At 70.0% G+C, this 25,339-nt stretch carries 18 protein-coding genes; 9 read left to right on the forward strand and 9 right to left on the reverse strand.

Going from position 1 to position 25,339, the window contains the following annotated elements:
* Positions 1-59: 59 nt before the first annotated feature.
* The gene (locus ACJ8AN_RS39840) at positions 60-1,064 is read right to left on the reverse strand and encodes a hypothetical protein (protein WP_407760865.1); all 1,005 of its coding nucleotides are present in this window, start codon (positions 1,062-1,064) and stop codon (positions 60-62) included.
* An 844-nt stretch (positions 1,065-1,908) separates the two neighbouring features.
* On the opposite strand from ACJ8AN_RS39840, the gene ACJ8AN_RS39845 reads away from it, so the two are divergent.
* From ACJ8AN_RS39845 to ACJ8AN_RS39855, 3 genes are all read left to right on the forward strand, one after another.
* The gene (locus tag ACJ8AN_RS39845) at positions 1,909-3,018 is read left to right on the forward strand and encodes an S-(hydroxymethyl)glutathione dehydrogenase/class III alcohol dehydrogenase (protein WP_407760866.1); all 1,110 of its coding nucleotides are present in this window, start codon (positions 1,909-1,911) and stop codon (positions 3,016-3,018) included.
* A 3-nt stretch (positions 3,019-3,021) separates the two neighbouring features.
* Positions 3,022-3,870: an S-formylglutathione hydrolase gene (gene fghA, locus ACJ8AN_RS39850; protein WP_407760867.1), complete on the forward strand. Its 849-nt coding sequence runs from the start codon at positions 3,022-3,024 to the stop codon at positions 3,868-3,870.
* Between the two features lie 180 nt (positions 3,871-4,050).
* Entirely contained in the window at positions 4,051-5,088 is a 1,038-nt protein-coding gene (locus ACJ8AN_RS39855; protein WP_407760868.1) for a heparin lyase I family protein, read from the forward strand.
* A 66-nt stretch (positions 5,089-5,154) separates the two neighbouring features.
* Here ACJ8AN_RS39855 and ACJ8AN_RS39860 read toward each other — a convergent pair whose 3' ends face one another.
* Together ACJ8AN_RS39860 and ACJ8AN_RS39865 are read right to left on the reverse strand one after the other, a co-directional pair.
* Complete coding sequence (locus ACJ8AN_RS39860) at positions 5,155-5,403, reverse strand: hypothetical protein (protein ID WP_407760869.1); 249 nt, start codon at positions 5,401-5,403, stop codon at positions 5,155-5,157.
* Positions 5,404-5,426: 23 nt separating this feature from the next.
* A complete protein-coding gene (locus ACJ8AN_RS39865) occupies positions 5,427-7,214 on the reverse strand; it encodes a thiamine pyrophosphate-requiring protein (RefSeq protein ID WP_407760870.1) in 1,788 nt (595 codons plus the stop codon).
* Positions 7,215-7,458: 244 nt separating this feature from the next.
* Between ACJ8AN_RS39865 and ACJ8AN_RS39870 the strand changes: the two genes are divergently transcribed.
* Positions 7,459-10,662, forward strand: a complete 3,204-nt coding sequence (locus ACJ8AN_RS39870; RefSeq protein ID WP_407760871.1) for an FAD-binding and (Fe-S)-binding domain-containing protein — start codon at positions 7,459-7,461, stop codon at positions 10,660-10,662.
* A 23-nt stretch (positions 10,663-10,685) separates the two neighbouring features.
* Here the strand turns inward: ACJ8AN_RS39870 and ACJ8AN_RS39875 are convergent, their stop codons facing one another.
* Positions 10,686-11,444 carry a ZIP family metal transporter gene (locus tag ACJ8AN_RS39875; protein ID WP_407760872.1) on the reverse strand — a complete coding sequence of 253 codons (759 nt, stop codon included), beginning with the start codon at positions 11,442-11,444 and terminating at the stop codon, positions 10,686-10,688.
* Positions 11,445-11,693: 249 nt separating this feature from the next.
* On the opposite strand from ACJ8AN_RS39875, the gene ACJ8AN_RS39880 reads away from it, so the two are divergent.
* The 3 genes from ACJ8AN_RS39880 to ACJ8AN_RS39890 all read left to right on the forward strand — a co-directional run bounded on the left by ACJ8AN_RS39880 (position 11,694) and on the right by ACJ8AN_RS39890 (position 13,763).
* The gene (locus ACJ8AN_RS39880; RefSeq protein ID WP_407760873.1) at positions 11,694-12,254 is read left to right on the forward strand and encodes an NADPH-dependent FMN reductase; all 561 of its coding nucleotides are present in this window, start codon (positions 11,694-11,696) and stop codon (positions 12,252-12,254) included.
* Positions 12,255-12,589: 335 nt separating this feature from the next.
* Entirely contained in the window at positions 12,590-13,264 is a 675-nt protein-coding gene (locus ACJ8AN_RS39885) for a hypothetical protein (protein WP_407760874.1), read from the forward strand.
* Between the two features lie 121 nt (positions 13,265-13,385).
* Positions 13,386-13,763: a multiprotein-bridging factor 1 family protein gene (locus ACJ8AN_RS39890; RefSeq protein ID WP_407760875.1), complete on the forward strand. Its 378-nt coding sequence runs from the start codon at positions 13,386-13,388 to the stop codon at positions 13,761-13,763.
* Here the strand turns inward: ACJ8AN_RS39890 and ACJ8AN_RS39895 are convergent.
* The 5 genes from ACJ8AN_RS39895 to ACJ8AN_RS39915 all read right to left on the reverse strand — a co-directional run bounded on the left by ACJ8AN_RS39895 (position 13,760) and on the right by ACJ8AN_RS39915 (position 19,112).
* The gene (locus tag ACJ8AN_RS39895) at positions 13,760-14,155 is read right to left on the reverse strand and encodes a helix-turn-helix transcriptional regulator (RefSeq protein WP_407760876.1); all 396 of its coding nucleotides are present in this window, start codon (positions 14,153-14,155) and stop codon (positions 13,760-13,762) included. The two genes, ACJ8AN_RS39890 and ACJ8AN_RS39895, sit on opposite strands and share 4 nt — an antisense overlap.
* A 2-nt stretch (positions 14,156-14,157) precedes the next feature.
* The gene (locus ACJ8AN_RS39900; protein WP_407760877.1) at positions 14,158-15,339 is read right to left on the reverse strand and encodes a serine/threonine-protein kinase; all 1,182 of its coding nucleotides are present in this window, start codon (positions 15,337-15,339) and stop codon (positions 14,158-14,160) included.
* Positions 15,340-15,524: 185 nt separating this feature from the next.
* The gene (locus ACJ8AN_RS39905; protein WP_407760878.1) at positions 15,525-15,986 is read right to left on the reverse strand and encodes a hypothetical protein; all 462 of its coding nucleotides are present in this window, start codon (positions 15,984-15,986) and stop codon (positions 15,525-15,527) included.
* Between the two features lie 122 nt (positions 15,987-16,108).
* Positions 16,109-17,032, reverse strand: coding sequence for a DUF2381 family protein (locus ACJ8AN_RS39910; RefSeq protein ID WP_407760879.1), 924 nt, complete (start codon positions 17,030-17,032; stop codon positions 16,109-16,111).
* Between the two features lie 118 nt (positions 17,033-17,150).
* Positions 17,151-19,112, reverse strand: a complete 1,962-nt coding sequence (locus tag ACJ8AN_RS39915) for a serine/threonine protein kinase (RefSeq protein ID WP_407760880.1) — start codon at positions 19,110-19,112, stop codon at positions 17,151-17,153.
* Between the two features lie 560 nt (positions 19,113-19,672).
* On the opposite strand from ACJ8AN_RS39915, the gene ACJ8AN_RS39920 reads away from it, so the two are divergent.
* Both ACJ8AN_RS39920 and ACJ8AN_RS39925 read left to right on the forward strand, forming a co-directional pair.
* The gene (locus ACJ8AN_RS39920; protein ID WP_407760881.1) at positions 19,673-23,593 is read left to right on the forward strand and encodes a serine/threonine-protein kinase PknK; all 3,921 of its coding nucleotides are present in this window, start codon (positions 19,673-19,675) and stop codon (positions 23,591-23,593) included.
* Between the two features lie 114 nt (positions 23,594-23,707).
* The gene (locus ACJ8AN_RS39925) at positions 23,708-25,336 is read left to right on the forward strand and encodes a hypothetical protein (RefSeq protein ID WP_407760882.1); all 1,629 of its coding nucleotides are present in this window, start codon (positions 23,708-23,710) and stop codon (positions 25,334-25,336) included.
* Positions 25,337-25,339: the final 3 nt, after the last annotated feature.

A 25,339-nucleotide genomic window follows, 5' to 3' on the forward strand; every position in this document is an offset into this window, starting at 1 on the left:
ACCTCACGTGCCCTCCCACGCGCAGCCGGGGGCATCAGGGGGATTCCTACCGCACGGGTTCAGTCCTTCTGGCGTACGTAGACATCCAGATAGGACAGGTTCCACACCGGATCGACCACGGCCGGGTACTGCTCGCCCACCTCGACCTCCGCTTCGGTCATCGAGGTATTGAGCACGTACGCCCCGCAGCGCTTGCCGCCCGCGACGCTCCCATCCAGGCTGAACGTCAGGCGGTACCAGCCCGCGGCGCTCACGTGCGAGGGCAACGCGGCACGCCCCGGCTCCCAGTCGTACCGGAAGAGCGCCCTGCCGCCGATGTCCACCTCGGCTGACAGGCCGTCCCCGTGGCCCCGCTCAGCCTTCTCCCAGAGCGCGCTGTTGACGAGCGTGTACGCCGCCCCACTCCATTCGCCCACGGCCGCGTTCCAATGGAAACGCTCCGAGGACGGACGGGTGGCGCTGTCCGACGCCTCCAGCTTCTGGAGGGTGAGCCGCGCACACGGCGTGACGACAGTCGCGTCCCCGCTCTCGGTGAGCGAGGGAAGCGACGGCTCCGTGTTCGAGGCCACCACGCCCCGCATCTCCCGGTTCCCCTGGCCATAGAGGTGCAGCATCTCGTAGGCCGGCAAGGGCTCGGCGAGCGCGGTGTACAGCGTGGTCTCCACGCGGACGGCGGACGCGGTGCTCCAGGTGGTGTTCTCGAGCGCGTCGCTCCAGTCCACCTCGGACACGTCCACGCTCGCGCCTGGCGTCCCCGCCCGCACACCCGCACGCCAATAGCCCCCCTCGTCCTGGGGGTACACGCGCCACACGTCCACGCCGGGCGGAGGCGTACAGGTGCTCGGGGCGCAGACCACCGTCTCCTGTCCCTCGCTCCAGCCGTACCACCAATGGCCCTCGAGGCGCGGGGCCGTCGGGCCCGTGCGCAATGAGAGGCCCGCGCCTTCGGGGAGGACCACCGGAAACGACAGATTGGGCGGGTTCGCCCACGCCGCCGCCGGAAGCCACACAGCTCCCGCGAGCACACACGTCCTCGTGGCCCGGTTCACCGCTCCCCGCTTCATGTGAGCGCCTCCTCCACCTCTCCACGCCCGGCGTCCCGTCAGGAGCCCTGGCGGTTTCGAGGTGCGCGAGGAGGTGGGGACGAGGCTTCGCGGCAACAAGTGTCCCAGAGGGCTCGGGGCCCGGCCGCGATCGGAGAGTGTCTGGCAGGACACCTCCAGCCCACAGGGATGTGCCACCCGGCAACGGGCGCGCGAGGTCCGACGGCTCGGTGGAATCAATTCCCCGGCCCCGGACGACTCCCGGCAACATCCCCCGACCGCGGCCAGTGTTGACCGGCTGGCGCGGTGCTCCGACGGCGATTGCGACACGAAGCACCGGCTTCACCTGCGGGTGCTCGGCTCTCCGGGCCTGCCTCGGAGGCGTGGCCTCCGGGCCCGGGGGGGACCGACGGAGCTCGGTACCCACTGGCCTGGGCGGGTCTTCCTCGCGAACGGCAGCGAGGCCCGCGATGAGCATCCCCCGGACCCGGGCGACGCTCTCTGGGGCCACCGGCTCGCGCACCGAGGCACGGTGCACAGCGGGAGTGGCCCGGCTCAGCTCCTCCAATTGGAGGGTGAGCGAATCAATGGACTCGTCGAAACGGGTGCACCCGGAAGCCGACACGGCGAGCAGCAGCGCCACCAGCAGGACACCCGTCCCGCCGGGCCGCACGCCCGCTCCCGCTCTGTCGGCCACGCTTCTCATGCGCTTCGTCCGGTGCTCCTCGATTCCACCGCGTATCCGACCATGTGTTACCGCGCCTGTCGGGAAGCGCAATTCTTCGGCCGATGAAGCCCCTGGCCCCGTGCGTGCCCGCTATCCTGCGCCGCTCCCCGCTACATCTCGCAACCGGAGGACACGGGTATGGACATCAAGGCCGCGGTGGCAGTCGAACCAGGGAAGCCCCTTCGCATCGAGACGGTGCACCTCGAGGGGCCCAGGGCCGGCGAGGTGCTCATCGAGCTGAAGGCCACGGGCATCTGCCACACGGACGCGTACACGCTGTCGGGCAAGGACTCCGAGGGCCTCTTTCCCTGCATCCTCGGCCACGAGGGCGCGGGGGTGGTGGTGGACGTGGGGCCCGGCGTCACCTCGGTGAAGAAGGGCGACCACGTCATCCCGCTCTACACGCCCGAGTGCCGCCAGTGTAAGTCGTGCCTGTCGCGCAAGACGAACCTGTGCACGGCCATCCGCGCCACGCAGGGCAAGGGCCTCATGCCGGACGGCACCAGCCGCTTCCGCATCGGCAAGGAGCCCGTCTACCACTACATGGGCACGTCCACCTTCGCGAGCCACACGGTGCTCCCGGAGATAGCGGTGGCGAAGATTCGCGAGGACGCGCCCTTCGACAAGGTCTGTTACATCGGCTGCGGCGTCACCACGGGCGTGGGCGCCGTCGTCTACACCGCGAAGGTGGAGGCGGGCGCGCGCGTGGTCGTCTTCGGGCTCGGCGGCATCGGCCTCAACGTGGTGCAGGCGTGCCGCATGGTGGGCGCGGATCAGATTGTCGGCGTGGACCTCAATCCCTCGCGCAAGGCCATCGCGGAGAAGTTCGGCCTCACCCACTTCGTCAACCCGAGCGAGGTGGGCGCGGACCTGGTGCCCTACCTCGTCAACCTCACCAATGGCGGCGCCGACTACAGCTTCGAGTGCATCGGCAATGTGAACACCATGCGCCAGGCGCTCGAGTGCTGCCACCGCGGTTGGGGCGAGAGCATCGTCATCGGCGTGGCCGCCGCGGGAGAAGAAATCCGCACCCGTCCCTTCCAGCTCGTCACCGGGCGCGTGTGGAAGGGCAGTGCCTTCGGCGGCGCGCGGGGCCGCACGGACGTGCCCCGCATCGTCGACTGGTACATGGAGGGCAAGATTCAGGTCGACCCGCTCATCACCCATACGCTGCCGCTCGAGCGCATCAACGAGGGCTTCGACCTCATGCACCGGGGCGAGTCCATCCGCGCCGTGGTGAGGTACTAGAGGATGGACGCGAAGCTCCGGCTCTCCTCCGAGCACTCCTGCTTCGGCGGCACCGTCGCCTACTACCGGCACGACTCGGAGGTGTGTGGCGGCGAGATGCGCTTCTCCGTCTACCTGCCTCCCCAGTCGCGGGCAGGCAAGGTGCCCGTCCTCTACTACCTCTCCGGCCTCACGTGCACCGAGGAGACCTTCCAGATCAAGGCCGGGGCACAGCGGCTCGCCGCCGAGCTCGGGCTGATGCTCGTGGTCCCCGACACCAGCCCGCGCAACACCGGTATCGAGAAGGAGGACGCGGACTGGGAGGTGGGCACCGCCGCCGGCTTCTATGTGGATGCCACGCGGCCGCCCTGGAGCTCGCGCTTCCACATGTTCAGCTACGTCACCCGCGAGCTGCCGGAGTTGGTGGGCCGCAACTTCCCCGCTCGCATGGACCGCGAGGGACTCTTCGGCCACTCCATGGGCGGACACGGCGCGCTCGTCTCCGCCCTGCGCCAGCCCGGCCGCTACCGCTCCGTCTCCGCCTTCGCCCCCATCTGCGCCCCCATGCGCTGCCCCTGGGGACAGAAGGCCTTCGGCACCTACTTCGGGCCGGACACCGAGGCCTGGCGCGCGTGGGACGCCACCGAGCTCCTCCGCGCGGGCGCGCGGCTTCCGCACCTCCTCGTGGACCAGGGCACCCGCGACAAGTTCCTCGCCGAGCAGCTCAAACCCGAGCTCCTCCGGGAGACCTGCGAGCAGACGGGGCAGCCCCTGACGCTCCGTTTCCACGAGGGCTACGACCACGGCTACTACTTCGTCTCGACGTTCATGGAGGACCACCTCCGCCACCACGCCGCGGCGCTAAACGCCTGAAATGGCAGGGGGCCGCGCTCGCTCGCCGGGCGGGCCCACTGCGTGGCGCTCGTGTGCTCGAGCAGGGCCCGGGGAAGAGGGACAGCACCCGCTCCAAGGAGGGCTGACAGGGAGGCACGCGGGGAAGTCTCGGGAGCCGCCATTTGTCCGAGGTGGCTCAACGGAACGAAAGGCCCGAGATTGAAGCGTTTGCTGAGACTTGCCCCCTTCGCCCTGCTACTGCCCACCCTTGCCTCCGCCTCCATCGTCTGGCGGGGTGATTTCGAGACTGGAAACCTCTCGCAGTGGGATCGCGAGCAAAGTGTCGCCTCGGATCGCCTGCAGGTGGTCAGCTCGCCGGTGCGAGAGGGCCGCTACGCGATGAAGGTCACCGTTCGCAAGGGCGATGACCCCATCAACGCCAGCGGCAACCGCAACGAGGTTTTGAGCCTGAAGCGCGAGGCCGCGGGCTCCGAGTTCTTCTACAAGTGGAGCACCCTCTTCCCGAGCAGCTTCCCGAGCTCGCCGAAGTGGGCCCTCTTCACCCAGTGGCACCACGATGGCAACGGTGGCTCTCCGCCGCTCGAGTTCTACGTGGTGAACAACAAGCTGACGCTGCGCCTGGGTGGCAGCAGCGGGAAGATCGTCTGGACCGCGCCCATGCAGCGCGAGCACTGGAACGACTTCGTGCTGCACGTGAAGTGGTCCCCCGACCCGAAGGCCGGCTTCGTGGAGCTGTACCACGACGGCCAGGTCGTCGTGCCCAAGACGATGGTGGCCACGCAGTACGCGGGCCAGGGCAACTACCTGAAGCTGGGCCTCTACCGCGACGAGTCCATCTCGCCCGATGGCATCGTCTTCCACGACGGCTTCGTCCAGGCCACGCGCCTGGAGGACGTGATGTCCACCGCCGTCGCCACCCCGGAGCCCGGCCCCGCGCCGAACCCGGACACCGGAGCGCCCGGGCAGTCCGCTCCCCAGGACGAGCCCTCGACGGGGCCCATCGCGCAGCTGCCCTCGGACCCCGGGGATTCTTCCCTCCCGGGCCCGGGCGGCATCGTCCCCGGTGATTCGTCGCTCGGGGCCGGCATGGTGCCTCCCACCGCGGGCTGCGGTGCTTCCGCGACCGGCGGAACGCCCCTGCTCGTCGCCGCCGCGCTGACCCTGGCCGCCCTGCTCGGCCGGCGCAAGGCGCTCGCCCCCGCGCGCGCTCGCCGTCCTCGCTCCTCGCGGCGCTGAGCCGCGCGGAGTCCCGGGGAGTCCCTCACCGCCATGGAAGCCGTGCGCGGTGAGGGCCCCTGGGATTCAAACCGGCGCCAGCTTGCGGTCCGCCGCGGGCTCGGCGTACGGGCGCGTCTGGGCCCGGGCGCGGGCCTCGGCCACCAGGTGCGACAGGTCCTCCTGGTGCATCGACGCCCTCGTGACCACCGACTCGGTGAAGCGATAGAGGACCGTGGCCACCTCCAGCAGGATCGGGCGCAGCCGCTTGCCGAAGAGCAGCGTGCTCGCGCCCGCGCCACAGCCGAGTAGGAACGAGGGGAGATCCAACTTCACGAGGACACCTCCAGGGGTGGGCCCTACTCCTTCTTGTGCGGCTTGAGCTGCTCCACCATGCCCTTGATGGACTGCTTGAGGATGCCGCCCGTGTTCACGTCCCCCTTCATCATGGACTGGGTGAAGTGTTTCGCCTGCTCGAGGGTGATGTGCGGCGGCAGCGGCGGCACGTCCGGGTCGGTGTACGCCTCGAGCACCACCGGCCGGTCCGAGCTCAACGCCTGCTCCCACGCGCGGGCCACCTGCTCCGGCTTGTCCACGCGGAGGCCGCGCAGGCCGATGGACTCGGCGTACCGGGCATAGGGGAAGTCGGGCAGATCCTGCGTGGCCGGGAGCTTCGGGTCCCCCGCCAGCACGCGCTGCTCCCACGTCACCTGGTTGAGGTCGCGGTTGTTGAGCACCAGCACGATGAAGCGTGGGTCCTTCCACTCCTTCCAGTACTTGGCGACGGTGACGAGCTCGGCGTTGCCGTTCATCTGCATGGCGCCATCCCCCACCAGGGCGATGACGGGCCGGTCCGGGTAGGCGAACTTCGCGCCAATGGCATACGGCACCCCGCAGCCCATGGTGGCCAGGTTGCCCGACAGCGACGCCATCATCCCCTTGCGGACCTTCAGGTCTCTCGCGAACCAGTTGGCCGCCGAGCCCGAGTCCGACGAGAGGATGACGCCGTCCGGCAGCTTCGGCGACAGCTCCCAGAAGACGCGCTGCGGGTTGAGGGGGTTGGCGTCCTTCATCGCCAGGCCCTCCGCCGCCTTCCACCACTGGCGGATGCTCTTCTCGAGGCCGTCACGCCAGCTCCGGTCCTCCTTGCGCTTGAGCAGGGGGATGAGCGCGCGCAGCGTCTCCTTGGAATCGCCCGTGAGCGGCACCTCCATGGGGTAGCGGATGGCGAGCATGCGGCCGTCCAGATCAATCTGCACGCCGCGCGCCTGGCCCTCGGGCGGGAGGAACTCCGAGTAGGGGAAGCTCGTGCCCACCATGAGCAGGGTGTCGCACTCCATCATCATGTCCCAGCTGGGGCGGGTGCCCAGCAGGCCGATGGCGCCGGTGACGAAGGGCAGCTCGTCGGGCAGCACCGCCTTGCCCAGCAGCGCCTTGGCCACGCCCGCGCCCAGGAGGTCCGCCACCTCGATGAGCTCATCCGCCGCGCGCAGGGCGCCAGCGCCCACCAGCATCGCCACCTTCTTGCCGGCGTTGAGCACCTCGGCGGCGCGCTTGAGGTCCTTCTCCTGGGGAATCACGCGCGGCTCGCTGTAGCCCACGCTGGAGTGGATGGAGCCGTGCACGCGCGGAGGCGGCTGGTAGGGCTCCTCCTGGATGTCGTTGGGGATGATGACGCACGTCACGGTGCGCTCGGCCCGGGCGATGCGCAGGGCCCGGTCCACCGCGTGGCGCACGGCCGAGGGGTGCGTCACCATGGTGATGTACTCGGACGCCACGTCCTTGAAGAGCACCGGCAGGTCCACCTCCTGCTGGTAGTGGCCGCCCAGCCCCATGCTCTTCTGCTGGCCCACGATGGCCACCACGGGCTGGTGGTCCAGCTTCGCGTCATAGAGGCCGTTGAGCAGGTGGATGGCGCCGGGGCCCGAGGTGGCCAGGCACACGCCCGGCTCGCCGGTGAACTTGGCATGGGCGCACGCCATGAAGGCCGCCATCTCCTCGTGGCGCGTCTGGATGAATTGGAGCTCGGAGTTGCGGCCCAGCGCGCCGAGGATGCCGTTGATGCCATCCCCCGGATACCCGTAGATGCGGCGGATTCCCCACTGCGTGAGGCGATAGAGCAGGTAGTCGCTGACGGTGGCGCTCATCTGGGTTCCCCATCCTCCATGCGGTGAAATCGCACCAGGCAAGTTGGGGTTGTCTCCGCGGCGAGCGGAACCCATCCGGGGAGTGTCCTCCCGGGGAGCCCTCCTCCCCTCCGCCCGAGGGCTGCCGGGCGAGCGGGCGCAGCCGGTCCTCCCCGCGTGTCCCGTCCGTCCCGGTGCGTAGCTTCACATCCGTGACACCCGTGCCTACGCGCACCGCGAGGCAGGGGACGGGGAGGAGCCCGACATGCGGCCCATGGATGCCATCCAACGTGCGCTCTCGACGGTGTCGCGCAAGCGGCCCCTCGCGCACGTGCTACCCGGGCCGCAAGGCGGTGAGGTCTCCGTGGACGTGCGGGGCCTGGAGGCCGAGCTGCGCCGCGCCGTGCGGGGCGAGGTCCGCTTCGACGACGGCACCCGCGCGCTCTACGCCATGGACGCGTCCAACTACCGCCAGGTGCCCATTGGCGTCGTCATTCCCCGGAGCATCGAGGACGTCGTCCAGACGGTGCGCGTCTGCCGCGAGTACGGCGCTCCGCTGCTGTCGCGCGGCGGGGGCACCAGCCTCTGCGGCCAGACCTGCAACGTGGCCGTGGTCATCGACTGGATGAAGTACCTCCACCGGGTGCTGGAGGTGGACCCCGGCACCAAGACGGCCCGCGTGCAGCCCGGCGCCGTGCTCGACGACTTGCGCGAGCAGGCCGAGCGCTACCACCTCACCTTCGGCCCGGATCCGGCCACGCACTCCCACTGCACGCTGGGCGGAATGATTGGCAACAACTCGTGCGGCTCCCACGCGCAGATGTCCGGGCCCGTCGCCCACAACGTGCTGGAGCTGGACGTGCTCACCTACGACGGCCTGCGCCTGAAGGTGGGCCCCACCTCGGAGGAGGAGCTCCAGGCCATCATCCGGGCAGGTGGCCGGCGCGGAGAAATCTACCGCGCGCTGCGCGGCCTCCGGGACCGCTACGCGGACGACATCCGCCGCGGCTTCCCGCGCCTCATCCGCCGCATCTCCGGCTACAACCTCGACGCGCTGCTGCCCGAGAACGGCTTCAACCTCGCGCGCGCCCTGGTGGGCACCGAGGGCACGTGCGTCACCGTGCTCGAGGCGAAGCTGCGGCTCATCCACAGCCCGCCGTGCCGGGTGGTGCTGGTGCTCGGCTACCCCGACATCTTCGTGGCGGGCGACCATGCCGGCATGCTGGCCGAGCGCTTCCATCCACTCGCGCTGGAGGGGATGGACCACAAGCTCATCCACGACGTGCTGGTGAAGGGCCGGGCCAACCGCATGGAGTCGCTCCACCCCAAGAGCTCGCAGGCGGAGTTCATCGGCCTGCTGCCCGAGGGGAAGGCCTACCTGATGCTCGAGCTGGGCGGCGACACGAAGGAAGAGGCCGTTGAGCGGGCACGCGAGGTGATGGCGGCGCTGGAGCGGGACCGCCACCTGGCCAGCCAGAAGCTCTACACCGAGCAGCGGCAGATACAGCACGTGTGGGAGGTGCGGGAGGCGGGCCTGGGTGCCACCGCGCGCGTGCCCGGCGAGAAGGACACCCAGCCGGGCTGGGAGGACTCGGCGGTGCCACCGGAGAAGCTGGGGGACTACCTGCGAGGCATCCGCAAGCTGTACGACACGTATGGCTATGACGGCTCGCTCTACGGCCACTTCGGCCAGGGCTGCCTCCACACCCGCATCACCTTCGACCTGGCCTCGGCCAGGGGCCTGCGCGACTTCCGCGCCTTCACGCGCGAGGCGGTGGACCTGTGCGTGTCCATGGGAGGCTCGTTGTCGGGCGAGCACGGGGATGGCCAGGCGCTCGCCGAGTTCCTCCCGCGCATGTTCGGCCCCACGCTGGTGCGCGCCTTCCGCGAGTTCAAGGGCATCTGGGATCCCCAATGGAAGATGAACCCGGGCAAGGTGGTGGACCCCAACCCCATCGACCAGCAGTTGCGCATGGGCCGGGACTACGAGCAGCGGACGTGGAAGCCCGCCACGCACTTCAAGTACCCGGACGACAGTGGCCTGATGCGCCGCGCCACCGAGCGCTGCGTGGGCGTGGGCAAGTGCCGGCGGGAGAGCGGCGGCACCATGTGCCCCAGCTACATGGTGACGAAGGAGGAGAAGCACACCACGCGCGGCCGGGCGCACCTGCTCTTCGAGATGTTGCAGGGCCAGGTGATTCGAAAGGGCTGGCGCGACGAGAACGTGAAGGAGTCGCTGGACCTGTGCCTGGCGTGCAAGGGCTGCAAGGGCGACTGCCCGGTGAACGTGGACCTGGCCACGCTCAAGGCGGAGTTCCTCTCGCACTATTACCAGGGGCACCTGCGGCCGCGGCCCGCGTACGCCATGGGCCTCATCATGTTCTGGGCTCGCGCGGCGAGCTTCGCGCCGGGGGCGGTGAACTTCCTCACCCAGCACTCGCCGAGCAAGGAATGGCTGCAGGAGTTGGGAGGCATGGCGACGGAGCGGAAGATGCCCCGCTTCGCCCCCGAGTCCTTCCAGCATTGGGCGGCGCGCCGGCCGGTGTCGCCTGGGAGAGGCCGGCAGCGGGTGATGCTGTGGCCGGACACCTTCAACAACCACTTCTTCCCGGAGACGGCCGTTTCGGCGCTGGAGGTGCTGGAGGACGCGGGCTTCGAGGTGGTGGTGCCCCAGGGCTTCCTGTGCTGCGGCCGGCCGCTCTACGACTTCGGGATGCTGCCCACGGCGAAGTGGCTGCTGCGGCGCACGCTCCACCGGCTGCAGCCGTACATCGAGGAAGGCGTGCCGCTGGTGGGACTGGAGCCGAGCTGCGTGTCCGTGTTCCGCGATGAATTGCGCAACCTCTTTCCGGACGCGGGGCTGGCCGAGCAGCTGCGGCGCCAGACGTTCCTCTTCAGCGAGTTCCTCGACAAGTACGCGAAGGACGCGCACCTGCCGCGCCTGGAAAAGAAGGCGGTGGTGCATGGGCACTGCCACCACAAGTCGCTCTTCCAGCTCACCGACGAGAAGTCCCTGCTGGACAGGCTGGGCCTGGACTACGAGGTGCCGGAGACGGGCTGCTGCGGCATGGCGGGCTCGTTCGGCTTCGAGGCGGGAGAGAAGTACGAGGTGTCCCAGAAGGTGGGCGAGCGCGTGCTGCTGCCCAAGGTGCGCGAGACGCCCAGGGACACACTCCTCATCGCCGATGGCTTCAGCTGCCGCGAGCAGATAGCGCAGAACACGGACCGCCAGGCGCTGCACGTGGCGCAGGTGGTGCGGATGGCGAAGGCGTATGGGGCCGCGGGTCCCTCGGGCGAGTACCCCGAGCGCGGCTGGGTGACGAATGGGCTGGGCAAGCCACCGCCCCGCTGGGGCCTGCGTGCGGCGGTGGTGGGCGTGGGCCTGCTGCTCGGCGGACTACGGTTGCTGCGGCATGGGCGCTCACGTCCCGAGCCCCGGCGCCTGCTGTCCTGGGCTCACGGCCGGTAGCGGAGCTCCCGCCCCATCCGTCCTCAGCCCCCCACCCGGCCGAGGAGGAAGGCGGCCAGGAAGCCGAGCACGGTGATGAGGCCGGTGAGATCGTGCGCGCCCTCGACCGCCTCCGGAATCATCGTGTCGGCGATCATCGCGAGGATGGCCCCCGCCGCCACGGCCATGGTGCCCGCGATGACCCCCGAGGAGACGCCCCGGAAGAGGACGTAGCCCAGCAGGGACGCCAGCGCGGAGACGAGCGCGATGCCGCCCCACACCCCGAAGACGTACGCCTTCGAGCGCCCCGCCTTCTTCATGCCCGAGGAAGACGAGAGGCCCTCGGGCACGTTGGAGAGGAAGATGGCCGCCACCGCCACGAAGCGCACGGAACCACTCCCCGTAAGCAGGCTCACGCCTATGACGATGGACTCGGGGATGCCGTCGAGCAGCGCCCCCACGGCGATGGCCAGGCCACTGCTCGAGTCCTGCTCCTGCGAGGGCTGCTGCGAGCCCGAGCGCTTGCGGTGCTTCGCCCCCTGCCGCGCGAGGACGACGTTGGCCGCGCTGTAGACGGCGGCCCCACTCACGAAGCCAATGGCCACGGCCAGGAAGTCCCCATGGCGCACGGCCTCTTCCATCAGCTCGAAGGAGAGGGCGGAGATGAGCACTCCGGCGCCGAAGGCCATGATGCCGGCGAGGAGCCGCTGCGGCAGACAGGTGGCGTACCCCACGAGCGCGCCCAGCAGCAGGGCACTACCCGCGAGCCCTCCCCACAGCCCCGCCTGAAGCCATGACGGCATCGTTGCGTCCTTGGACGTCCGTGATGGGCCCTCCCATGGACGCTGGGCATGTGGGGGAACCCGTTCAATGCAGCCGACCACTTCTGGCGAGGGCCTGTCCGCTGGCCCGCTGCCCGGTAGGGCTCGCGGGCGCCGCGCACGACGGGCCCGCGCCTGCATACCCGCCCCAGGGGAAACAGATTCCCGGGAGGCGGACGGCTGACACGGAGACAGCCCCTCACGCCCACCCGCGCAGGGGAGCAATGAACCATGCTCAAGGTGGCCATCATCATCGGAAGCACGCGTCCGGGCCGCAAGGCCGAGGCCGTGGCTCGCTGGGTCCACGAGCTCGCGAAGAAGCGCGGCGACGCTGAGTTCGAGCTCGTGGACATCCAGGACTACAACCTGCCGCTGCTCGACGAGCCGGTGCCGCCGTCCCTGGGGCAGTACATGCACCCGCACACCAAGGTCTGGTCCGCGAAGATCGCCACCTTCGACGCCTACGTCTTCGTGACACCCGAGTACAACCACGGGACGTCCGGTGCGCTCAAGAACGCCATCGACTATCTGTACCGTGAGTGGAACAACAAGGCGGCCGGCTTCGTGGGCTACGGCAGCGCCGGCGGAACGCGCGCCGTGGAGCAACTGCGGCTGGTGATGGGCGAGTTGCAGGTGGCCGACGTGCGCGCCCAGGTGATGCTCTCGCTCCGGACCGACTTCGAGAACTACACCGCCTTCAAGCCGGATCCCCACCATGAGAAGTCGGTCCACGCCTTGCTTGACCAGGTCATCGCCTGGGGCGGTGCCCTGAAGACGCTGCGGAAGAAATGAGCCGCCCTCGCGGCAACCCACGCGTGTCCTCAACTGACAATGGACTTGGCACTCCGCTCGGACGCTCCCCACGAGAGGAAGGGCTGGTTCGCGGGGCCAGGTCGCGTCACTCGTTGACGTCAACGAGCATCGCACACCCACCTGCACCACTCATTGATGTCAACGAGTGACCGTCCCGACTTTCGGACGAGGCGCTTGAGGCATGGACTCCGCTGGAGCCTGCTCGAGCCGTAAGTCTCTGGAATGAGGCGACTCGAGCGTTGGCCCGCCAACTGCTGTGCCCGTGCCCAAGGCCGCGCTCCGCGGCCCTACCTACCCAAAGAGGGGGAAACACCATGGCAGTGATTGGACAGGCAATCGGCACGGACATGACGCTGGAGGAGATCGGCGACACCATCAACAGTCTCATCCAGCAGGGGAACACCAACCAGCACCAGATCGGCACGCTCTACAACCACGTCGTGGACCGGAAGCTGGCGGAGGTGGCCGGGTACAAGAACGCCCAGGTCTACTTCAGCAGGAAGGTGAAGGCGGTCTCGCAGTCCACGCTGACCGTGTACGGCACCGTGGCCCGGAACTTCCCGGAGGCGATCTGCACCAACTTCGGCGTGTACACCCTGCGGGCGCTGCTCCGCTACGTGGAGGCCACCGGCATGGTGCTGGACAGGGGCAACCCCGGCGTCATGGTCATCGACGTGCCGCAAGACGATGGCAAGGTGGTGGCGAAGCCCTTCGCCGAGTGCAGTGTGGATGAGTTGGAGCGGGCCACGAGGCTCAAGAAGACCCCGCCCCCGGTGCGTGTCCCGGTGCCCGACAAGGCACGCCTGTTGTTCTTCGAGGACAGCCTCCTCCGCAACTTCGACGGGGTGGCCCCGGTTCGCCTCAGCTCGCGCAGCGAGGACGGCAAGACGCTCCTCAGCGTACAGGACGTGCCGATGTCGGAGGTGGCGCGGCTCCTGAAGGCGCTCCAGGAGGGCATGAACGCGGAGCCCACCCTGGCGGCGAAGTAGCACCAGGCGTCCGCGTGCAGTGAGTCGCCCAGGCAGGGAGGGGGACGCCGAGCGCACAAGGCCGACGTTCCCTCCCTGCTTTTACGAGCGAGCCTCCCATTCTTTGGAGTAGACGCACCGCATGGACGAAAAGCTGCAACGCCTGCTGGGGGACGCGGCCCGGGCTGCTCGCCTGCGGCTGGGCCTCACTCAGGCGGAGGTGGCCAAGAAGGTGCGCTTGAAGTCCGGCGTCTACGGCCGGGTCGAGCGCGGGATGATGACGCCCAGCGTGCCCACGTTGCGCCGCATGTGCGAGACCCTGGGCATCTCCTCGGACGTGCTCCTGTCCCTGGGTGCCCAGGCCCGCGAGGAGACGGCACCAGCCCCTCCGCCTAGAGCCGGCGAGCACCCGGAGCTCAGCCGCATCATCCACATCTTGCAGGGGTGGCCGCCGGAGAGGTTGGCGCTCATGCGCAAGCTGCTGGAGACGGCCGACACCCACCTCTCGGACGAGAGCTAACGGGCCTCGGGTGACACGAGGCTGCGCGCCATGTAGCCGACAGCGGAGAGCTGCTTGTCATCCAACTGGCGCAGGGTGCGTAGCAGGCGGCGCAGTTGTGGCGATTCCTCCGGGGTAGGCTCGGACTCCTGCAACCAAGTCGCCGCCTCGTGGCCTGTGAGGTTCAGGACGGCGTTGGCGTCTACCCGGAGAGCCACGCACAGCCGTCGCAGGCTGGGGACGCTCGGCGTCAGGTTGCCCCGCTCTATCCGCCCGTACACCTCGGTGGCCACTCCCACGCGCTCGGCCACGTCCGCCTGGGTGAGTTCGGCCTTGAGCCGGGCCTCTCGCAGCACATCTCCCAGGTGGACGGTCATCTTCTTCTTCGTCATCAGGTGGGTGTTCTTCTTCATGGTCACTCACTCCGGTCTTTCGGCTCTTCCTCGGTGGCTTCCTCCTCGGCTGTGGCTTCCTCCTCGGGGGTGGGCAGCACGCCCTTCTCGATGGGGAATGCGTGCGTTTCCTGAGGAGGAGGCTTCTCGCGGAGGAGGGCGTCCAGCTCCGCCTCCGCCTCGGAGAGCCCGAACGGCCTGCCCTGGCCGTTGAGCCACGCGCGCAGCTCGTCCCGCATCTCACCGGCGGTCTGGTAGCGGTCGTCCGGGTGGGCGTGCAGGGCCTTGTGGAGGATGCACTTGAGCGGCTCGGGCACCTGGGCGGCTACCCGCTCCACGTCATCCGGGCCGAAGCTCAGGATGCGGTTGGCCAGCTCCCCCGGGCTCGTCCAGGAGGGCCGCTCGGGACGGACGCGGGCGTTGTAGCGGCTCACCTCCGAGGACCCGCCGAAAGGCAGGTTCACGTCCGGCGGATCCAGCGGGTACTGCCCCGACAGCATTTCCAGCAGCACCATGCCCAGCGAGTAGAGGTCCGCTCGCCCATCCGGCTTCTGGCGGCGCATCACCTCGGGGGCGGCATAGGCCAGCTCCGCACGCAGCACCTTGGAGGGCGTGTCCAACCGGCCCACCATCCGCGAGTAGGCCACGCCGAAGTCGGTGAGCGTCACCCGGCCGCTGAACTCCAGCCGGATGCTCGTGGGACTCACGGCCCGGTGGACGAGGTGCAGCGGTCGGGCGTCCTCGCCCTGGCTGTTCCAGGCGTAGTGGAGCGCGTCGGCCACCTCGGCGGCGATGTAGACGGCATGAGCGGGTGCGAGCGTCCTGCCCAGCAGCAACGCCGTCTCCATGGCCGTCGCCAGGAAGACTCCCTCGGTGTGCTCCATCACCACGTAGGGCACACCCTGGTAGTCCTCCAGCCCGTACACCTGGACGATGCCGGGGTGACGCAGACGGGCGGCGAGCCGCACCTCCTCCACCGCTCGCTGGCGGCGCTCGTCCTCCGGGGGCATCTGCACCCGCTTGATGATGACGCGGCACGCAGCGCCCTCCCCCTTCATGGGAGTGCGTCGGGCGATGGCCATGGGATCAGGCGCGTCCAGCAGCGAGGAGATGAAGGTGTAGCGGTACGCGGGTCCCTCGAAGAGAAGACCGTCAGGACCCGTGGGGTGGATGGGGAAGCTGTCGTTGCTCGATGGCTCGTTCACGAGGGCACCTCCTAAACCTTTCAGGTACTCTTAACTAAAACTAAGTATCTCTCAGGTAACATGGGATGCCGTCGAAAGAAAGCACCAGCCAACCAAGCAGGTCAGCGCCCAGACTCAACCTGTCAGAGCGGGGGAGCTTCTATAGTGGACAGGCTCGATGCCCGGGGGCTTGGCCGCCCTGGTTCTCACACCCCCTGCGTCGGGTTCTGCTTCGACGCAGACGGTCGCTCCTCTCCCTTGAGCCCCCGCATGAACCCGCTCATGAAGAGCGCGATGGGAGCACCCACGATGCCAAGCACGGCAACCCAGGCGATCACGAAAGTGACCGCATCGTACAGGGTGGTCTCGGGGAAGAACTCGCGCCGCAGCTTCAAGGCGAGCCCCCAGACCAGCCACGCCCCAAACCCGTAGCCGAGCACGCAAAGCAGCAGCTCCTTGGTGAGGCGGCGCTCAACAAGAGACCAGCGTTCCTCCCCCAGCGACTTCTGGCCCACCCATCGGATAGTTCCTCCGATAGCTTCGAGCACCAAACCGAGCCCGCCGAAAATCATGAAGAGCGTCAGCAGTGCGATGAGCAACGGCGGCATCGGGTGGAAGAAGCCGGTGATGAGCAGGCAGAGGGCAATCACGGCGAGAAGACGAGCCATAAGGCGATTCTACGCCCCCGGACATTGCTCTTATTCACCTACTGTATGTGGAGGGCGTGGGAGCCTCCCAGCGGTGTGAGGCAACGCTCCGCAGGGGGGAACAACATTCGTGTCCGGGGGGCCTAGGGGAACGTCACGCCATCGACGTTCACACCTCCGGCTCCAGCCTCTCCAGCCCACAACTTGAGCGTGTAGGTTCCCCGGGCCTCGCTCTCCGCCGCATTCAGCTCCACCACGATGCGCTGCGACCTCCCTGGCGGGATGGGCTCCAGGGAGCGCACCGTCAGCCCCGTCAGCTCCTCGCGCTTGGAGCCCACCAGGGCCGCACCCATGGGCGTCCACGTCACCGTACCCCCGTTGCGCAGCTCCAGCTCCACGGCCACCCGGCCCCGTTTGGGTCCAACGGCCCGGTAGCTGATGACGTCCCGTACTTCGAGGGGATCTGCCGAACGTGAGGTGACGCCCTTGAGCTCACGGGCAACAACGCCCGTTTTGCCGAGCCATCCGTTCTCGATGAGGCCCGTGAGCCCACCCTGGCCGCTGCACTCGGCCTGGAGACGCGCTTTCTCCTCCCGGCACTGTTGGGCCTCGGCTCGCGCCTGCTGCTCTCCCTGTCGGTAGGACGCCAATGTGCGCTCGTGGCGGGATATCTCCACCTGCCGCTCCGCCTGGGACGGGTGGACCACCAGCATGAAGGTGGCACTTGTCGGGGCCCCGTCGTCCTGGAAGTACACCGTCACCGACACGCGCTCCCCGTCGTGCAGCGCGTCCGAGGCCACGAGCGTCAGGGATGCCGTTGCCAGCTCCACCCGGCGGAACCGCTCCCGCCCCTCCACGTCCACGCGTGCCAGCTTCGCGTCGAAGAGCAGGGTGATGGACAGCTCCGGCCGGATGCACACCTCCGGCGTCCTGCTGGGGGCACTCGCGTCCAGCTCAATGTGGCGCGTGCCCGTCTCACATGTGGGGAGTGGAACTCGCTCGGCGGCCTCTGCCGGGGCAGTGAGCAGGACCAGTCCGAGCAGGGCGGTGGAGGAGAAGGCGAACACGGAGCGGGAACCTCCACGAAGGCGAGGAAGAGACCGGAGACGTGGGCCTCTAACACACCTCCTGCCCGGTCATGCGCGAGCCACCTGGGCTTCCAGCCCACCAAGCCCCGGCCTGGCGCTACTCGAAGCGGTCCACCGCCCTCACATCCGCGATGGGGTGCACCTTGACGGCTCCTCCGTCAGGCTCGATCTCGAGACCGCGGTCGCTGTGGTCGTACAGCTCCATGCAGACGGTGAACGTGTCTCCAGCGGGCGTGACGGCCTGGGTGATGCGTCCATAGACGCGCTTCTCCCCGATGCAGAGCTGCCCGGAGAGCCGCGTGCCGTCCGGCAGTGCAATGCGCCCACCCCGGCCCATGGGGTCGGTCCCCACCGCGAAGGCACCCTTCAACTCCAGGGAGATGGGGCCGTCCTTCACGGGCACGGGCTCCCAACTGCCCTTCTTCTTGCCGGGAAGGTCGACGCTTCCCCTATCCCCGAGGATTCCCCTATCCCTATCCCCCAGGTCCATGCCGAGCTGGCGGGTCATGGTCTCGACAGCACCAGCCGGGCACGCCTGGGGCGCGGGCTCCTTGCGAACCTGCGCACCGGGACACGCCATGTTGGCAGCGGCGGCCACCGCGAGCAGCACGTTGGCCCCGTTGAAGCCGTTGCCCTTCTTCTCCTTCTCCGCCTGTGAGCCGGGGGCCTTCTTCTTCATGCGAGTTGTTACCGAGCTGAGCGTCATGGTGGTGACGGGCGCAGGGGTGTCCGCCTTCGGGGGCGTTGCGCCTGTATCAGCTTCGGGCGGCTTCCACGGTGGCGCTACTTCATGGACGTGCGTGGCCCATGGCGCCGGGTCATCGAGGGAGAATTCCTCAGGTAGGGGAGCCGTGAGCACCGGCTGGCCTGGAGTCGGTGAGGAAGGCGGCGGCTGGCGTTGGCCGAGGACGTGGCCCAGCCCCACCCCTACTACCGCGAGTCCCACCACCGCCATCAGGAACGGAGCGACCCGCCTCACGCGGGTGCGAAGCGTGGGGACCGTTGACGTGAGAGGCGGCTCGGGTGGGGCGGGAGCTACGACGGGAGGAGCAGGCGGCCTGCCCCGCTTGGGCTTCTGCCGGATCCACTTGCGCAGCCACGCCTCGGGGTCGTGGCCCACCAGCTCCGGCGCGTCCTCGGTGGTGCGCCCGTCCACCGTCCAGCCGTAGCACAGGGGCACCTCCCACCGGGGGTTCGTCTTCGCCTTCTCCAGCAACTTCTCCAGCGCCACGCACAACGCCTCGTCATCCGGCACGCGGGCGTTCGCCTTGGCCAGCAGGCGCAGGCACAGCTCACTCAGAGCCCGGGGCACGCGGGAGTTGCGCACGTGAGGGGGCTTGGGGTTGCCCTCAAGAATCTCCCCCAGCAGCTCGTCGTCCGGGCCGTTGAAGGGGTACACGTCGGTGGCGAGCACGTAGAGGATGACGCCCAGCGCGTACAGCTCGTCCCCCACCGAGTAGTCGTAGTTCTCTCCCCGCTTGCGGTCCTCGCGCAGGAAGAAGGCCACGGCCTCGGGGCTGCGATAGCGGAGGTTGGCCGGGGCCAGGGCTCCCGTGACGGGAGGAGCGCCCGGCATGGCACCGGCGCCGAAGTCCACCAGCACCGGTGCTCCGTCCACCTCGTGCACCAGCACGTTGTCGCCCTTCAAGTCCCGGTGTTTCACGTCCTTGGCGTGGACTTCCTTCAACGCCCGGGCGAGCGGCAGCAACTTCTCCACCAGCTCACGGGCGCACGGATTGTTGTCCCGGGCCCACTGGTAGAGCGTCACTCCCGGCACGTACTCCATGACGAGCACCAGGTACTCGGGCCTCTCGTCCGGCCATTTGAAGTGGCTCAGCAGCTTCACCACGTTGGGGAACTCGTGGCGCAGCATGATGAACAGCTCGCGCCAGCCCCACTCCCCCACGCTCTCCAGGTGAATGAACTTGAGGGCGCACGGGCCACCGTCGCGCCACGCGAGGAACACCTTGCCGAAGCCGCCAGCTCCCAGCTTCTTCTCGATGCGGTAGCCGCTCACCACCATGCCCGGCCACACCACGTCCTCCAGCGTGGGCTTCATGGTGCCGCTCCGACGGCACCGGCTAGTGACGGTGGAAGTCCGGTCATGCGCTCAACCTCGGGAGTGGGAAGGCTATCAGAACCCGGGGGCGCCCATGTTCGGGGATGGACTCGGTGGAAGCGCGACATGCCCGGCGTGGTGCCCGCCAAAGCAGGGCAACATCACATGACGCGATGAAACTGGATGCGAGCAGGCAGGAGCCGCTCGATCCGTTACACCGGAAGACGTCAGCCCCGCACTTCACTCGTTGACGTCAACGAGCATCGCACATTTACATACACCACTCGTTGACGTCAACGAGTGCGGGGCACTCTGCCCCGTCTTCCCGCATGCGATGCGCGCCGTCACTCCGAGTGCTGGCCGCATGGGAGCTGCGGGCCCCCCCACTGCTCCCGGCTCCGGGCCAATTAGGGGAGGGCCCCCGCTGGAGTGGTAGGATCTTCCTCGTGCCGCGTTGCGTGACATGCGGGCAGCGTTGGGAGGGGACCCACGCGCACTGTCCCCGAGGAGCCACCCCGACCAACGCCCCCAACGCGGGGCGCGGCCGGCCGGTTCCGGCATTGGCGCTCGACGGCTACCACGTGGAGGAGGAGATCGCCCGCGGCGGCTTCGGCACGCTCTACTCCGCGCGGCGCGAGCAGGACGGCCAGCATGTGGCCATCAAGGTGGCCCACGCCGAGGTGCCCCTGGCGCGCATGCAGCTGGCCCGCGAGGCCGAGGTGCTGCGCGTCATCGGCCCGCCCACCGTGCCCGCCGTGTACGACGGGGGCACGCTGGCCAGCGGCGCCCCGTACCTCGTCATGCGGTTCATCGCGCTGCCCACCCTGGCCCGGCGGCTGGCGCAGCTCTCCGGCCCCATGCCGCTGCCCGAGCTCACCTCGCGCTCGCGGGCCCTGCTGGAGGCGCTCGCGGCGGTGCACGGCCACGGCTACCTCCACGGCGACCTCAAGCCGGAGAACGTCTTCCTCGATGACGGCACGCACTCGGCCGGCTTCTTCGACTTCGGACTCTCGCGGCCCGTGAGCAACCCGGCCCTCTCCACCACCGACGAGCCCACGCCTCCCGTCGGCGACTCCTTCGCGGGCACCGTCGAGTACATGTCCCCCGAGCAGTGCTCGGGCCAGCCGGGGTTGGATGTGCGCTCGGACATCTACTCCCTGGGCATCCTCTTCTACGAGATGCTCACCGGCCGGCCGCCCTTCTTCGGCACCCCGTCCGACGTCATCCACGCGCACCTGGCGCGCCGGCCCGTGCGCCCCTCGGAGCTCACCCCCGTGCCGGCGCCGCTGGAGCAGGTGGTGCTGCGCTGCCTCGCCAAGGAGCGCGAGCGCCGCTACGACACCGTGGCCGTGCTGAAGCTCGCGCTCCACGAGGCGCTGACGGCCAGCACCGACAAGACTTTCGCCCCGGCGCTGACTCCCGCCCGGGCCCAGGAGAAGGTGGCGCCCACGCCGCCCGCGCCCGTGCGGCGCTCGGTGGCGGTGCTCTTCTTCCGCTCGGGCGCCAACCCCGTCACCGTGCAGAAGGCGCTCGCCAGCTTCGGCGGGCAGATGGCCTTCCACGAGGGCACGCGCTTCGCCAGCGCCTTCGATCCGGACGCGGGGGAGAACCCCGTGCAGCGCGCCCGGCAGGCCGCCGAGGGCCTCGCCGCGCAGAACCTGGCGCCCGCCGCGCTGGTGGACGTGGCCACGGTGACGGTGCAGCGCCGCCCCGGAGGGCCCTCGCGCTACCTGGGCCCCATCTTCTCGCGCCGGGACCGCTACCCCACGGACGACGATCCCTCCACGCTGCTGCTCACCACCGCGGCGGCCGAGGCCCTGCCGGACCTGCTGTGCGAGCCGTTGCCGGACCGCGACGGCATCTTCCGGCGCGTGTCCACGGCCCCGGGGCGCGAGGACGTCACCATCCTCCAGCACGGCAGCGGGGTGCTGGTGGGCCGCGGCAACGAGCTGGCCGAGCTGATGGAGGGCGCGGGCCTGGCGCTGGTGGAGGGCGCGCCCACGCTCGTCACCGTGCTGGGGGACCGGGGCCAGGGCAAGACGCACCTGAGCGCCGCGCTTGCGCAGCAGTTGCAGGTGGCCCTGCCCCACGCGCGGGTGGCCACGTGGCGCGCCCGCGAGCCGGTGCAGGGCGACCCGGAAGGCACCCTGCGCATGCTGCTGCGCGGCGCGCTGTACGACTTCCGCGGCGAGGCCGAGCTGACGGGCTCCGACCACGAGGGCCGTGCCGCCTGCTTCGAGCTGCTGGGGCCGCAGCTGGCCCACGAGCTGTGGCCCGGCGTGGCCTCCACGCTGGGGTGGCTCGCCCCGGGCGCCGCCGGGCTGCAGAACTGGGCGGCGGCACCCGGCGCGTTGCGCTCGCTGGCCATGCGCGCCGCCGGTGAGCTGCTCGCCGCCCGCGCGCGCCGCCGGCCCCTGTGCCTCATCCTCGACGACGCGCACTACGCCGAGGAGACGGCCCTGGACGCGCTCGAGTACGCCGCGCTGGCCGAGTCCCGCCTGCCCCTCTGGGTGTGCGTGCTCACGCGCCCGGGCTTCGAGCGCCTGCGTCCCTCGTGGGGCACGCGCGCCGCCCGCCGCCACGTGCTGTCGCTCGGGCCCCTGTCGCCGCCCAGCGCGGTGGAGCTGTGCCGCACCCTGCTGCGCCCCGCGGAGAACATCCCCGCCGCCGCGCTCGAGCGGCTCGCCGAGCGCGCCCAGCGCATTCCCCTCTTCCTCGTGGAATTGGTGCGCGGCCTCAAGCGCCAGGGCCTGGTGCGCCAGCGCGCCAGCGGCGGCAGCTGGTACCTGGCCACCGACGAGCTGGAGCGCATGCCGGAGCTGCGGCTGGTGGACTGGCTCGCGGACCGCGAGTTGGGCGCCCTGCCGGTGGAGCTCGCGGCGCACGCGCGGCTGTGCGCGCTGCTCGGCCCGGACTTCACCGCCGCCGAGGCCGAGGGCGTGGTGCACGCGCTGGAGGAGGACGGGGGCGCGGCGGACTTCCCGTTGGATCCGCGCCACGCCACGCGCCGGCTGTTGGACCTGGGCCTGCTGGTGAACCATCGCCAGGAGGGAATCAGCTTCCGCAACGAGCTGCTGCGCGCCACGGTGGAGCGCTCGCTGCCCGAGGCGGACCGGGTGCGCATCCACCGCGCCGCCTTCCGCTTCTACCTGAGCGACGCGGGAGCCGCCGAGCGCCAGCGCCTGCCCCGTCTGGCCCTGCACGCCGCCGCCGCCGGCCTGCGCGACGAGGCCGCCGCGCTCTACATCGACCTGGCCGAGTCCGCCCGCGGCCGCCACGCGTATATCGAGGCCGAGTCCACCTATACGCGCGCGTTGGAGCTGCTGGACGCGGAGGACCGGCGGCGCCGGCTCACCGTGCTCCGGGGCCGGGGACTCATGCGCTACCGCGTGGGGCGCTACGAGGACTCGCTGGCGGACTTCGCCGCGGCGCGCGAGCTGGCGAAGCAGCTGGAGGCCATCTCCGACGAGGTGGACCTGCTGCTGGACGAGGCCATGGCGTACGACTGGATCAACGACTACGCGCGCTCGGAGGAGCGGGTGTACGCGGCCCAGGACATGGCCTTCGCGGGGAAGCTGCAATCGCCGCTGTTGCAGGTGCGGCTGCTGCTGGGCCTGGGGCGGGCGCAGTTCCGCAACGGCCAGTGGGAGGAGTGCTGCGAGCCGTTGCAGGAAGCGATTGAACGGGCCCGGAAGCTGGGGGACGCGGGCTACGAGTCGCGGGTGGTGGCGCAGCTGCTGCTCGGGGTCATCCTGCCCAACATCGGCCGGATGGACGAGGCGGAGCGCATCTTCACGGAGGTCATCGCCGGGTGCACCGAGCGTGGAGACCGGCTGCACCTGGGCAGCGCCATCAACAACCGGCGCAACCTGTGGGTGGCGCGCAACGACTTCCAGGGGGCGATGCAGGACCAGGTGCTCTTCATGCACCTGGGGCGAGAGCTGGGCATGGTGGGCTGGGAGTACTTCGCCGAGCACAACATGGGCGAGCTGCTCCTGCAGGCGGGGGACGCGGAGGCGGCGGCCCCGCACATCGCCCGGGCCATGGAGCTGGAGCAGCACCACCCGGAGATGGCGCCGAGGCCGTGGGCGCTGCTGCTACAGACGCGAGCGCTGGCCTACACGGGGCAGAACGAGAAGGCGCGCGAGCTGCTGACCGAAATCCGCCGGACGCTGAAGCAGAGCGGCGCGGAGTTCAGCCCCTCGGAGGAGGTCATCTTCTGCACGGTGGAGCTGGCCACGCGCGACGCGAGCCCCGAGGAGTGGAACGCGCTGCTGGCCCGCTCCAGCGAGCTCTCGGTGGAGCAGGAGCCGCTGGAGGTGCTGGAGCTGCGGGGGCTGGCCCTCCTGCGGCGAGGCGAGCGGGCGCAGGCCGTGCGCATCCTGGAGGAGGCGCTGCGCCGGGCGGGCACCCTCCCCAACGTGATGCGAAGCCGGTTGCAGCGCAGCCTGGAGCTCGCGCGCCTCAGCCCCGCGGCGTGAGGCCGGGCGCCCGGGAAGCGCTCGGCTGATTGCCCGGTGGAAGCACGGTGTCCCGCACGCGGCGTGGGATAGGCTCGCCACCCTCGTATGAGCAGCGAACCTTCTCACTCCTCTGTGAAGCTCGCGGGACGCGCGGGTGGGTGGGCCCTCGGCGTGGGCTGCGGGCTCGCGGTGCTGGCGCTCACCTTCGCGCTGGTGCCCGACTACTGGCGGACGCGGGGCTTCCCGCTCGATGACGCCTGGATTCACGCCGTCTACGCGCGCAGCGTCGCCCAGGGCCAGGGGCTCAGCTACAACCCCGGCATGCCGGCCACCGGCGAGACCTCTCCCCTGTGGGCTGTCGTGCTGTCGGTGGCGCACCTCGGCGGGGCGAGCGTGGAGCGGGCGGTGCTCGTCTCCAAGCTACTGGGCTTCCTGCTGCACGCGCTCACCGCGGCGGGCCTGTACGTGGCGCTGCGGGGCGCGGGCCGCCGGTGGGCCCTGAGCGCGGCACTGCTCGTGCTGCTCAGCCCCCAGCTGGTGGCCGCCAGCATCTCCGGCATGGAGGTGCCGCTCGCCACGCTCGCGGCGGTGGGCTTCGTGCTCGCGCTCCAGAGCCAACGCCCGGGCCTGTACGTGCTGTGCGGCGCGCTCGGGCCGCTGGCCCGCCCGGAGGTGGGCCTCTTCGTGTTCCTCCTGCCGCTCGTGGTGCGGCCCCAGCCCGGGTGGAAGCCCGTGGTGCGGCGCTGGCTCGAGGCGGGAGTGGGACTGGTGCTCGGCGGTGGCGCGTGGGCCGCGTGGAACCTGTACGCGTCCGGCCGGCCACTGCCGGCGACGTTCTACGTCAAGGTCACCACCTCCCGGGCCCCGCTATTGCTGTCGCTGCTGCGCTCGCAATGGGTCGCCTACAGCGAGCTCGTGCCGGAGGTCTCCTGGCCCTGGCCCGTGCTCCTCGTGCTCGTGGCGCTGGCGCTCCACGCCGTGCTGCGCCGCCCGTCATCTAGCGGCTCGGAGCGCCTGGCGGCGGGGCTCGTGGCCGTGGGGCTGGTGTTCTGCTCCGTCTCGATGGCGCTGCTGCGCCCGGGGCGGGTCGACAACTTCTACGCCCAGCGCTACGTGATGCCCGCCCTCCCCTTCCTCCTGGCGTCGCTGCCGGTGCTGCTGGGCGGGTGGCTGGAGCCGCGGCTGGCGAGGCACGGGCCCCGGCTTCCCACGCTGGTGGCGGCGATGCTGCCGCTGGTGGTGGCCACGGGACTGGCCCCGCGGCTGAGCCGGCTCGAGAGCGACGCGCACAACGTCGACGACCTGCAGGTCCAGGAGGGCCTCTTCCTCTCGCACGCCTCACCGGATGAGGCGGCGTGGGTGCTCGACGCGGGGGCCTCGCGCTTCTTCGGCAGGGCCTTCGTGGTGGACATCATCGGGCTCAATACGCCCCAGGTGCTGGAGGGCGGAGCGCAGGCCTGGCTCGGCGCGCACCCGCCCCGCTACCTGGAGTGGGCGAAGGGCTGGACCGCCATCAAGCCCGACGAGCGGACCGGGCTACGGGAGGCGGGCATCTTCCAGACGAGCACCGAGTACACCGTCAACCACGACCAGGAGATGGCCAGGCGCGTGCTGCTGGAGTGCGCCCCGGGCGCCGGAGGCACGTACGCGCGCAAGTCGCACCTGTGGCGCTACCAGTGCTCGCCGGGCCACGCCTTTCCGGGAGCGGCGCCGCGGACGCCCCCCGCGCCGCCTGTCGCGGAGGACGCCGGGGAGCCGTGACCC

The organism is Archangium sp., assembly GCF_045802675.1.
Classification (GTDB): Bacteria; Myxococcota; Myxococcia; order Myxococcales; family Myxococcaceae; genus Archangium.